The sequence below is a fragment of the Flavobacterium sp. genome, from assembly GCF_029945805.1.
Taxonomy (GTDB): domain Bacteria; phylum Bacteroidota; class Bacteroidia; order Flavobacteriales; family Flavobacteriaceae; genus Flavobacterium.
On record NZ_JAQSDH010000006.1, the window covers coordinates 1 to 12,180 of the forward strand.

General features: G+C 36.1%; 7 protein-coding genes and 1 pseudogene. 1 reads left to right on the forward strand and 7 read right to left on the reverse strand.

Annotated elements, in window-relative coordinates; genetic code table 11:
• The 4 genes from PSU83_RS00950 to PSU83_RS00965 all read right to left on the reverse strand — a co-directional run.
• On the reverse strand, positions 1–2,120 hold a 2,120-nt coding region (locus tag PSU83_RS00950; protein WP_300585708.1), incomplete at its 3' end, for a cadherin-like beta sandwich domain-containing protein.
• A 112-nt stretch (positions 2,121–2,232) separates the two neighbouring features.
• Entirely contained in the window at positions 2,233–3,435 is a 1,203-nt protein-coding gene (locus PSU83_RS00955) for a hypothetical protein (RefSeq protein ID WP_300585711.1), read from the reverse strand.
• A 564-nt stretch (positions 3,436–3,999) separates the two neighbouring features.
• Complete coding sequence (locus PSU83_RS00960; protein WP_300585712.1) at positions 4,000–7,359, reverse strand: T9SS sorting signal type C domain-containing protein; 3,360 nt, start codon at positions 7,357–7,359, stop codon at positions 4,000–4,002.
• A 129-nt stretch (positions 7,360–7,488) separates the two neighbouring features.
• The gene (locus PSU83_RS00965) at positions 7,489–8,700 is read right to left on the reverse strand and encodes a helix-turn-helix domain-containing protein (protein WP_300585715.1); all 1,212 of its coding nucleotides are present in this window, start codon (positions 8,698–8,700) and stop codon (positions 7,489–7,491) included.
• Positions 8,701–8,914: 214 nt separating this feature from the next.
• Between PSU83_RS00965 and PSU83_RS00970 the strand changes: the two are divergent.
• A pseudogene (locus tag PSU83_RS00970) lies at positions 8,915–9,313 on the forward strand (phosphoglucosamine mutase); the annotation flags it as partial.
• A 45-nt stretch (positions 9,314–9,358) separates the two neighbouring features.
• Here the strand turns inward: PSU83_RS00970 and PSU83_RS00975 are convergent.
• The 3 genes from PSU83_RS00975 to PSU83_RS00985 are packed head-to-tail and all read right to left on the reverse strand — an operon-like array spanning position 9,359 to position 12,046.
• Positions 9,359–10,684, reverse strand: a complete 1,326-nt coding sequence (locus tag PSU83_RS00975; protein ID WP_300585717.1) for an amidohydrolase — start codon at positions 10,682–10,684, stop codon at positions 9,359–9,361.
• Between the two features lie 50 nt (positions 10,685–10,734).
• Positions 10,735–11,370: a hypothetical protein gene (locus tag PSU83_RS00980; protein WP_300585719.1), complete on the reverse strand. Its 636-nt coding sequence runs from the start codon at positions 11,368–11,370 to the stop codon at positions 10,735–10,737.
• A gap of 49 nt (positions 11,371–11,419) precedes the next feature.
• Complete coding sequence (locus PSU83_RS00985; RefSeq protein ID WP_300585720.1) at positions 11,420–12,046, reverse strand: murein L,D-transpeptidase catalytic domain-containing protein; 627 nt, start codon at positions 12,044–12,046, stop codon at positions 11,420–11,422.
• Positions 12,047–12,180: the final 134 nt, after the last annotated feature.

Below are 12,180 nucleotides of genomic sequence, written 5' to 3' on the forward strand. Positions count from 1 at the left end.
ATTGCTATTTGAGAAAGTTCACCTGTTTGTCCTGCAGTAAATGATTGCCACAAATCAGTATCACCTAACCCAAGATTATATGTATCTTGACTTTGATCAACTACAGAATTATTTGTAGTAAGTGCGGTAACGCCATTAGGTAATCCTGAAACAGTAGCATTAGTAGCACCTGTAATTGTATAGGTAATTGGTGTTATAGCAGTAGTAGTACAAACCGTTTGTGCATCTGTAAATGTGGCAGAAGTTAATGTAATTGTGCTAGAAGGTGTTACCGTAATTGTTCCAGTGGCATTTACTGATCCACAACCTCCTGTTAATGGAATATTGTAGTTAAAAGTTCCCGATGCTGTTGGTGTACCACTAATGGTTATGGTGGTATTTACAAATGCAGCAGTTACTCCAGATGGTAAACCAGTTGCAGTTCCAATTCCTGTTGCTCCTGATGTAGTATGCGTTATTGCTGTTAAAGCCGTATTGATACACAATGTTGGCGTTGCTGATGCTGTTCCTACATCATTAGCTCTACATACCGTTATTGTATATATTTTAGTTGTGCCATCTTGAGCTGTTACAACGGTTGTAATGGTATTGCTGCCCACACTCAAAGCTACGGCTCCGCTTGCACTGCCGCTTGCCACGGTTGAACCATTCACGGTTACTGTTGCATTGGCTTGGTTTACTGTTGGCGTAACAGTTATACTTGTTGTTGCGTTAGCTACACTTGCTGTATAACTAGTAGTTGCACTTGCAAAAGTTGGACTAATCGTGCCTGCTGTAGTTGTTAAGGCAGATAAGGTGGCATCTGCAGAAGCTGCTCTTGTAATTGTTAAGGTATATGTCTTTGTAGTAGTGCCATCTTGTGCTGTAACAACAGTGGTAATGGTATTACTACCCACACTCAATGCTATGGCTCCACTTGCACTACCGCTTGCCACGGTTGTTCCATTTACTTTTACAGTTGCATTGGATTGATTTACTGTTGGTGTTACCGTTATGCTAGTTGTTGCGTTAGCTACACTTGCTGTATAACTAGTTGTTGCACTTGCAAAGGTTGGACTAATCGTGCCTGCTGTAGTTGTTAAGGCAGATAAAGTGGCATCGGTTGAATTTGATAATGTTGCTGTTATGGTTTCAGAATATGCCCCTTGACCTGTAACACTTGTTTTATCCGCCCTTACTTTATAATAATAGGTCGTTCCAGGGGATAACCCAGAAACGGCTTTTGACAATCCAGAAACATTTAAAGCTTGATACCCACTTACAAAAGAGGCGAACGTGCTGCTTGTAGATACATCTAATAGGTAATTAGTTACAGAACCTGTGGCAGGCGCAGTCCAATTTGCATTGAATCCACTGGCGCTTACAGAAGTTGCTGCAGTTCCAACCGGCACTACCATTGCATAACTTTCTAACCAGTTGGAGGCAGTAGAAGATAATGCAAAATTAGTCAGTGTTCCGATGCTACCATTAATAGTTTGATCTACAAGTGTAGTGATTCCCGTATTAGAGCTAGCTGCTGTTCCACTGTTAAAATTAAAATAGGCTACTAATCCTGTGGTAAAAGCACTTACGGCTGAATACATTCTTGCCTGTATCTGCGCTTGCGATAAACTTATATTCCAAACACGTACTTCATCAATACTACCGTCAAATGGCTCTAAAATGCCACCAATGCGTGTACCTAATCGAAAAGTAGTTCCAATAGTATTAAATGTTTTTGCGCCTGAAACATCTAGTACTCCATTTACATATAGTTTTAAAGTAGTACCATTAAACGTCGCAGCAACATGAGTCCATCTCCCTGTAGGTAATACAATCGCACCTGATAGATCGTTGCTTGTTCCTTGTCCTACATAATATAGCTTACCGCTTGCGTAAAGAATTCCACTTCTATTGTTGGTTGAATTGCTACCATAATTAAAAATTGTTCCAGTTTGTGTAGAAGAAGGATTAATCCATGCCTCCATCGTTCGTGAACTATTACCAGTTGGTAATTGGGCAATAGAACCGGTAACGAAATCATTAGTTCCATCGAAATTTAATGTGTTTCCTTGTGCAAAAATGCAATGGGAGAATAGTAATAAAGCAATTGAAATAAATTTTAAGTAGCTAACTTTCATAACTTGTTTTTTAGAAAGTACAAAAAGACAATTATCACAACAGTTTACGCTGTAATTACGAAGTAAATAAGTTAAATTGTAGTATAACTTAACTTATTTTTAATCAAAAAAGTTACTTGAAATATTCAACAGGCAACACTCCATTTATTTTTAAGAAGGCACTATAAAATGTAACTTTGTTTCTAAAACCACTCTCCAAAGCCAATGCTTCTATGGTTTTAGCTCTTTTGGTGTTGTGGTAATGTTGTATGAAATAAGCAACACGGTATTCGTTAGTCCATTCTCTAAATGTCTTTTTAAAAACATAATTAAGAATATACGAACATTGATAGGATTGCAAATTCACTGCGATTGATAGAGCTTGTAAAGTAAAATCAGCATCTAAAAAGGGTTGCTCGTTTTCCATACAAGCCAATATTTTATCCTTGTATATGTTATTAATTATGGTTTTGTCAATTGCATTATTTTTTTTTGTTGCTGGTGTTTTTGTTAAAGATGTAGATTGCTCAGGTAAAACAACCTTAGCTAATACTTCATTTTCTTGCTGCAAAAAGACATCTGACACAAAAGCGTAGCCGTATAAAATTTTAGGATTTAGCAACACAAAAATAATACTGCCTAGCAATAATAAAGAGATGGCAACTAAAATATATTGGTAAGACACAATATCGGAATGGTTTTTCATAAATAAATATTTTGAAAAAAAGGGTGCAAATGTAATTACTTGCACTAATGTTGTAATGCTTATTAAAAATAAAAGCCACTTTTTTGCAGTATTGTTTTTACTTACTGAAGTAAATACTGTGCTTTTTAGCAAGATCATCCATGATAGACCAACATAAATAGTGTACATGCAAGCACGTAAAAAAACGTTGGTTTGATGAGATACGATGCCTATTTTGCTTGTAAAGAAAAAAGATTTTTTTGCAGACATTGCTGCAATAGTGGCTTGTTGACTAGTTGAATTCATATCAAACCAAGGAATCATATCTACAATGGCAAATAAGACTGGTAAAAAATGTAACCACTCCCATTTTTTTAATTGGTAAGCATCTGTAATAAAACCTTTAAAATAAAGAAATAAAGCAGCAGGCGCAACAAAATAAAAAGGATTAAACACTTTAACAACAAATGGAAAATAAATCAATTCATCGTTTATAAATAAAAGTATATATGTTATTTGACCTGCGCGTGCCAAAATCAAAAGACCTAATAATCTATTTAAAAAAGGGTTTCCGAATTTAGTTATAAACAGATGAAAAGCAAAAATATAAAATAAAAAACAACCAACAGTAAGTAAAATAGTAGCTATCATTTGTTTGAGGATTACCTATTTTGAAAATACAAATTGCGAATATATTAATTTTTAAGTTAAACAAATAGAAAAACAAGAAATGTCTTTGGGTCATAGCAGTTTTATTAAAAACTTTTGTTGGGTGATGGGTGTTGGGTGTTGGATGATTGGTGATTGGTGATTGGTGTTAACCCAAGTTGCAGATGTATGGTTGTAAATAGCTTAAAATCAAATATTTGAGTTGTTAAAGTTGCCGATTTGTGCACTACAAATTTGACAATCTATTAATTACAGTTGTTTTATCAAAAATAAATATAAAAAGTTAACAAAAAGTTAATTTTTGTGCACTACAAACCAGCGAAGTCATTTTAAAGTGAGTTTAAAAAAATACCTGTACCCCCCTCTTGATAAAAAAAAGAGAAAATTTTGATTAATAACATAAATTTAAAATTTAATTAACATTTAAAACTGTTCTTGCTGCAACTTGGGTTAAACCTATGCTGAAACCTGAAACTGGAAACTAAACACTAAAAAAAAACCTCCTCAATTTCTTGAGAAGGCCCTTCTTTTATTAAAAATTTATGTTTAGAAAACTACTTTCTTCGTAACTACTTTGTTGTCGTCTGAAGTAATTTTTACTAATAACACTTCTTGTTCTGCTTTCAAATCTGTTAATGCAGTTGTGGTGGTGTTGATGTTTGATTTCTCGTATATCAATCTTCCGCGTACATCGTAGATTTTTACGTTTTTCATAACCACTTTCCCGGCGTTGATGCTTAATACTTTGTTGTCGTTTTTGTAAACAACTACCGAATTGGCATCAAAGGTTGGTGTTGAAATATTGAGTGTTGAATTGGTGTAAACTACATCAAATCTGTTATTAAATATCCCTTGGTCTGAAGTGAAAGTGTAAGCACTAGATTTGATGTCGTGTGTTACATTGAGCAAGTTGTCTCTCAAGTAAATGTTTTGGTTTCCTAAGAACAAACCATCGACGTGGTCAATTGATAGCGTGTAGCTTCCTGCAGCATCGGCTTTGAAACCTAAGTCCACAACATCGGTGTTGGCAAATGGTGTTGGACGCGCTTGAATTACGTAGTTCTCATTGCTGATTAAACTTGAAATCGTACTTCCTGAATTCAATTGCTTTCCATCATAAGATTCATCGAATCCTAGAGTTGTTTCTTCCATGTATCCTACCAACATTTGATTTAACGGAGTAGTATCTGTAGCAAGATTCAACCAAATTCTGTGTTTTTCGGCTGTTGCTGTTTTGAAGAACTGACCTGCGTTGTTACCTACTCGCATGGCGTTGGTGAAAACAGCCAAAGAACTTGCTGCTTTTTTCAAAAGGAATGCTTGACCTACTTGTACCGTTCCGTTTGGAGCAACTCCTCCAGCTGACGGTGCTGTTTGTCCTGCTAAATTGCAAGAAGCATAGTTTGTTACACCAGTACCTTGGGCTTTATGTGACCAGAAATACAAAGTTCCAGCATTTGGATAGTCTGTGCCATTAGGAGAATAGGTTAAAAATGATATTGCATCAATAGCCGATGGATAAGGGTTTCCTATTAGGTTTGATCCTTTTCCTACGCCAGAATTAGGTGTTGCAATTGTGATGTTGCCACTGTTTGGTTTCCCTGTCCAATTCGCATTGAATGTAGAAGTATTACCATTAGTAGGGAAATTGTTAGGCGCTCTTATACACCATCCTCTAGCAATGTTAGCTTCATCAAAGTAAGTTGTTGTTGGCTCAAAAGTATTAACTAATGCATTAGTTGGTTCATTCAAATAATAGAAACGGCTTGTTCCAGTTACACCACCTGGTGAAAATGGAATTTGCGATATGGTCATTGGTGAAAACATTTTCAATGAATAACTTGAACTAGCTGTTGGTGATGACCAATAAGTGTAGTCTAATCTTCTCATTGAAGTATTGATTCTTTTAGAAGTTATCTCTCCAGAGTTCATATTAGTTGTTCCTGATTGTATCAAGTTGGCATTGTTTTCAAATGTTAAACTACTTCCTGATTGAACATCAACTTTACCTACTATATTGAAATCAAATCCTGTTGGAACAGAAACTACCGCATTGTTATTCACTATTAAGCTACAAGCATTCAAATCTGTTGCAACCGCATAATCTCCAGCAATAATAGCTCCTACTGACGCAGTTGGTGCTCCATTACTCCAAGAACCTATCGCATTTACGACAGTCCAAGTAGTTGTGTAACTTGCGATTGTACCTGTTGCAGTTACTGATCCACAACCTCCTGTTAAAGTAACAATGTAGTTAAATGAACCTGAAACTGTTGGTGTTCCACTGATAGTAACAACATCGTTTGACCAAGTTCCAGTAACACCTGCAGGTAAACCACTGAAGGTAGCTCCTGTTGCAGCAGTTGTAGCATAAGTAATACTTGCAAAATCACTTGGGTTACACAATGATTGGTTGCTACCACCAGATGAAGTTAATGTAATGGTGTTTAATGTATTTACAGTAATGGTCATTGTAGCCGTTGTGGCACATTGACCAGCTGTTGGTGTAAATGTGTATGTTGTTGTTGCTGTATTATATACTGCTGGAGACCAACTTCCTGTAATACCTTCAACTGAAGTAGTTGGCAAAGCATCAAGAGTTGCTCCTGAACAAATAGAAGCTACTTGGGTAAATGTTGGTGTTACAAGAGGATTAACTGTAATTGTACCTGAAGCGTCTACCGATCCGCAACCTCCAGTTAATGGTATACTATAGTTAAAAGTTCCAGAAACACTTGGTGTACCGCTAATAGTTAAAGTATTATTTGAAACATACGTTTTAAACCAAAGGTCAACATTTGTATCTAAACTAGAAACTCCACCTGAGTAAGGATTATTGTTTTGTGTCACTGTACTAAAATTAGAATTATTTATAGCTTCAACTTGAAATGTATAAACATTTCCTGCTACAACATTAATTGGTGTGCTAAGTGGTACTAAAACCTGATTTACAATTGAAATATCACTTGAAATAGGTGTGCTGGATACTAATGTTCCACTAGTTCCTTCTCCGTTGTATATCTTAACAAAACCCTCCAAGGCAACTTCACCATTCTTAAAAATTGCTATTTGAGAAAGTTCACCTGTTTGTCCTGCAGTAAACGATTGCCACAAGTCGGAACCACCAAAGCCACCATTATATGCGTCTTGACTTTGATCAACTACAGAATTACTTGCTGTAACACCATTAGGTAATCCTGAAACAGTTGCGTCAGTAGCGCCTGTAAGTGAATAGATAATTGGGGTTATAGCTTGATTAGCACAAACCGTTTGTGCATCTGTAAATGCGGCAGAAGTTAATGTAATTGTGCTTGTTGGTGTAACTGTTAATGTAGCCACATTAGAAGTAACCGAGCAACCTGAATCATTAGTTACTACCACACGAAATTGATAGCCATTCAAAGCCAAAGGAACACCTACTATTGACGATAATGTTGCTGTTGTGCCCGAAGCATAACTTACATTAGCCCAATTGGAACCATTATCAGTACTTTCTTGCCATTGATAGGTCAGGATGTTTCCTTGAGCAATAACAGGAACTGATGCAATAGTACCTTCGCAAAATGTTGCGCTTGTTGGTTGGGTTGTAATTGTTGGTGTTGAATTTACCGTTACCACAACCGAAGTTCTATTACTCTCAACACCATCAACCGTTTGAGAAACATAATAAGTTCCTGTTGCCAAAACAGTACTTGTACTTAAGGCGCTACCGCCGGTTGCCACATCATACCATTGTAAAGCTGTTCCAGTTGCTACTAAATTAGACACTGTAGCACCTGAACAAAAAGTTTGGGCTGAAGCGGTTGGTGTTTGCGCACTTATCTGCGTGGCAAATAAAAAAATACCTAGTAGGGTTAAAAGATTTTTTAATCTTTTAAAATTTGTTGTTGTGGTTTTGATTTTCATAATTTTCGTATTGTTGAGGGTGCAAAAAAAATGAAACCGCAAGCATACACCAAGGAAGTGGGGCTTAAATTAGTGCAACCATCGTTTCGTTATACTCATTTAAAAATAGCCCAACCACGATAATTGGAACTATACCCTGAAATAATCGACAGGCGATACGCCTTTAACTTTTTTGAAGGAATTGTAAAAAGTACTTTTGTTCTTGAAACCGCTTTCCATGGATAAGGCATGAATGGTTTTTACGTTAGAATTTATAGGATATTCTTGTATAAAATGACCAATACGGTAGCCGTTAATCCAATCTCTAAAATTTTCTCCTATTTCATAATTCACAAGATAAGAACAATGATGCATGGGTAAATTCATTTCTTGGGCTAAATCCATGAGAGAGAATTCCGGATTTAAATAAGGCTTTTGGGAAATCATGAAAGCAATGATGGTTTGTATGTATTGCTCCGTTAGCTGTTCACTAACTACAGTATTCAGTTTTGTATCTCCTTTAGGGGCTGAACTGTTAGTATCAGTCCCTGTTTGTTTCGTGTCATCTATAGCAATGTTTTTTACTGCTATATCTTTTGACAAAAAGATATAGCCATATAATATTTTGGGATTGTAAATCGCCAAAATACTCATGGTTAGTATCAAAACCGAAAAAAAAGACATATACAATTGGTACAGCAATTCATCAAATTGATAGTAGCCGAGGATAAACTTGGCAACAAAGGGAAAAGTAGCAATTAATTGTCCTATTGTAACAACTTTAATCAATAACAGCAACCAGGTTCTAGCAGTCTTGTTCTGGATGGTTTTCTGAAAAATAAAATTTTGAAATACAATCCTCCAACTAAAAAAAAGATAGCCTATAAACAACAGCGTTCGCAACAATAAATTGATATGAAAAGGTACAATGCCAGTACTATTGGAGATAAATAATGATTTGCGGGTCGTAATTTCGGCAATGGCCATCTGTTGACTATGGGAATCCATAAAATACCACGCAAGCATGTCGGCTATAGCAAAAAGCAGCGGAAGGAAATGAAGCCATTCCCATTTTCTAAGACGACTTTCATCTTTAACAAACCCTTTAAAATAAAGATAAAAACAAGCCGGAGCAGCAAAATATAAAGGATTGAAAACTTTTAATACAAAAGGTACCGTTGCTAATTTCCCTGAGTTTACCAACAGAATATAAACCAACTGACTCCCACGAGCTAATATTACTATGGCTAATAGTTTATTGAGAAAAGTGTTGCCTAGTTTTGTATACAACAAGCGGGTCGCAAAAACTAAAGTGAAAAAGCAACCGATCGTAAATATATAGGTAATGTAGGGAGTAAGCAATTAATTTTAATAAAATAACTGTTTCAGAATCTAAAAAAATTAAGTGATACCGATTTTGAAACTGAAGTGCAAATATAGATAAGCAATTGAAAGTAGAATATAAAAAACAACATATCCGACAAACTACTCTTTAGTGTAGTTGAACATTGAGTTAATCTTGGGTTTCCATAAGGATAGTTTTTATGTATCGCTATTTCAGGACAAGACAATTGACGGTGAAGGCAATGGTGGAATCATTTATCCAGAATCCCATTACGGAAGAGATAGTTTGGTAGGTGTAGCGTTGTTCTTAACGTATTTGGCTAACCAAGACAAAACTGTGGCCGAATTACGTGCGTCGTATCCACAGTATTACATGAGCAAAAACAAAATTGAACTGACACCACAAATTGATGTGGATGCTATTCTTCTTGCAATGACAGAGAAATACAAAAACGAAGACATCACCACAATTGACGGTGTAAAAATTGATTTTGCTGAAAATTGGGTTCACCTAAGAAAATCGAATAGAGAACCAATTATTCGAATATATACGGAAGCGCAAACGCAACAATTAGCCGATGATTTAGCTGTTAGGATTAGTAATGAAATAAAAGCGGTTGCAGGATTGTAAAAAATGAAAAACCTTTCTATCAGGAAAGGTTTTGCGTTTTTGTCTTTATTTTTTATGTATCTCCATATAATCCAATACGAGATTACACGTGGCTTTTACACCAGTTTTAAAGGCGCTATCGTCAATTATGAAAGATGGTGTATGATGTGGTCCCGAAGCTTTAACATCGGCACCTTTTGGTAAACCACCAATAAAAAAATACAATCCAGGTACTTTTTGTTGAAAGAAAGAGAAATCTTCTGCACCAGTAATGGCGGGTACTAATCGTACATTTTCTTTACCAGCCGATTTTTGAAGTGAAGGCAACATATCCGCCGTTAGTTTTTCATTGTTGAAAGTAACAGGGTAGTAATGTTCATAAGGCAAGATGACATCCGCAGTAGCACCAGCTGATTCTGCAGTTTTTTCCGCAATTTGTCTAATTCGAGCATAGATTAGTTTTTCATCTTCCGCAGTAAACGTTCTTACTGTGCCCAACATTTCAACATTTTCTGAAATTATATTATCTCGATTTCCTCCATGAATAGAAGCAATGGTAACAACAGCGGCATTTTCAGTGATATTAACATTACGGCTTACGATCGTTTGTAGGTTGTTGATTATTTGAGCAGCGACCACAATTGGATCAACAGCTAGCCACGGTTGTGCACCATGAGATGGTTTTCCGTTAACTGTTATTTTTACACTGCTAACGGCTGCCATGAAGCCTCCCGGGCGATAATTGATTTTACCCACTTCCGTTTGCGCACTCATATGCAATCCAAAGATAACATCCACTTTTGGGTTTTCGAGTACGCCTTCTTTTACCATGAGTTCTGCACCACCTTCTTCACCAGCAGGAACTCCTTCTTCGGCAGGTTGAAAGATAAATTTAACAGTGCCTTTCAAATCTTTTTTAATGCCTGATAATATTTCGGCAACACCCATTAATATGGCGACATGCGCATCGTGACCACAAGCGTGCATTACTGAAGTTTCTTTTCCGTTGTACATCGTTTTTACTTTAGAAGCAAACGGTAAATTATTTTTCTCTTCTACAGGCAAGGCATCCATATCTGCACGAAGTGCAACTACTGGGCCTGGTTTTTCGCCTTTTAATATTCCTACTACGCCTGTGATTCCAACGCCAGTTTTAACCTCAATACCTAAAGATTGTAGGTGTTTTGCAATTAAATCTGCAGTGCGCAGTTCTCGGTTACCCAGCTCTGGATGTTCGTGAATATCGTGGCGCCATGCAATGACTTTGGGTTCTATTTTATCTGCAGCAACACTAATGGCGGCAGCGTGATTTGTTTTTTGAGCATTTGCATTAGTAGCATATAGTGAAGCAATACAAAGGAACATTAGTAATGTAAGTTGGTTTGTTCTCATAGCGTTAATGTTTTTGGTAATTTAAATATACTATAATTTTATCTTGGTAATCAGAAGCTTTTGCTAGTTGGTTTTGACTTTTGAACCGTTCTTTTTTTGAAGATATTAAATTTAAGCAACAATTTCTTTTTCTGAATTAACGTTCTCCAATCAATAAATAAAAGCGCACAGAGTAGTATGAGACTTCCCGTTAACCCAACAAAAGATTGCCAAGAAAGAATATTGGATTCAATGCTGTTCAAATTACTTAAGGTATATTCTCCTAGCGATAAAGCAACGGTATCACTAATGAATTTACCCAAAAAGAAAGCCGGAATAATGTAGAGCGGTGTTATTTTTGCCATGCCTCCAGCTACAAACAATGGCGTTGTAGGCAAAGGCAACAAAGAATACAAAAAAATGGCCATCTGACTTTTCCATCCTTTTATTTTTAATTGTTTACCAAGAAATAAAATGTCTTCGTTCTTGGAAGGTTTGAAATACGCATCAGAAATATAAGGTATATAAAGCGTTAGAATATAGCGTCCCAAAATAGACCCAGCAACACCAATGCAAATAACCGCCCACAAATTGAGATCAAAGTATAACTGTAAAAACATCATAATGGTAAATGCCGGTAAAAACGGAAAAGGGACAATATCAAACAATAAGGCTCCAAGAAAAACTAAACAGTACTGCCACCACATTTTTTACAAATTTGATTAAAAGCTAAATTACAACTAATATTTGATTGTTTTACTTATAAATCCACATCAAAACTGGTTTTTTGGTAGTCTGCAGCATCGGGTCAACTAGTTTCATGTTTTCATTAGAAATCGTGGGACAACCCCAACCTTCGGCAGTGCCATCTGGATAGACTTCTTTTTCGGGAACTTTTTCCCAAGAATGAAATACAATAAAGCGTGATTCGGCATTGCTGTTACTAGCTTCTAGTCCGTGCAAAACATATTTGATATGAATTCCCCAATTGCTATAGGCTCTTTCCGCAATTTTATATTTCCCTAAAGCCGAACAATGACTGCCATCTACATTACTAAAACTGGCTTGCTCTCTTGACCAATCAAAACTCCATGGATTTTTGCCGCAACCGTGGCCGACCAACATACGCATCGAAATGGTGTCTTTTTTATAATCGTAAACAAATAAACGGTTCAATCCCGAGTGGATGCTCATGTCTACTAGGAAACAGAAATCTTCATTATACCGATTCTTTTTGCAAAAGGCTAAGGCTTCTTGGGCTTTGTGTTTTAGTGTTATCGTATTGATTTTGGGTTTGGTAGTTATGGCAAAATACCTGTTGTATCTAGTGTATCCAAAGGCGCTAACTATAATGATAAGCGCAACGGCTAAAACTTTTTTCATGTCAGATATAAATTTTTTATGCGTTCGATATGTTTGATGTACTTATTTATTTATCAAAACGTAAATATTGAAAAAATAGTATGATTAGAAAAAAAAGAATCTACAAAAATTAAACTTATATGCTAATTCTGAAT

Bases quoted from the DNA above. Each gene is read 5' to 3' on its own strand.
- PSU83_RS00985 (WP_300585720.1), bottom strand. From the start codon at position 12,046: ATGAAAAAAGTTTTAGCCGTTGCGCTTATCATTATAGTTAGCGCCTTT.
- PSU83_RS00955 (WP_300585711.1), bottom strand. From the start codon at position 3,435: ATGATAGCTACTATTTTACTTACTGTTGGTTGTTTTTTATTTTATATT.
- PSU83_RS00975 (WP_300585717.1), bottom strand. From the start codon at position 10,684: ATGAGAACAAACCAACTTACATTACTAATGTTCCTTTGTATTGCTTCA.
- PSU83_RS00980 (WP_300585719.1), bottom strand. From the start codon at position 11,370: ATGTGGTGGCAGTACTGTTTAGTTTTTCTTGGAGCCTTATTGTTTGAT.
- PSU83_RS00960 (WP_300585712.1), bottom strand. From the start codon at position 7,359: ATGAAAATCAAAACCACAACAACAAATTTTAAAAGATTAAAAAATCTT.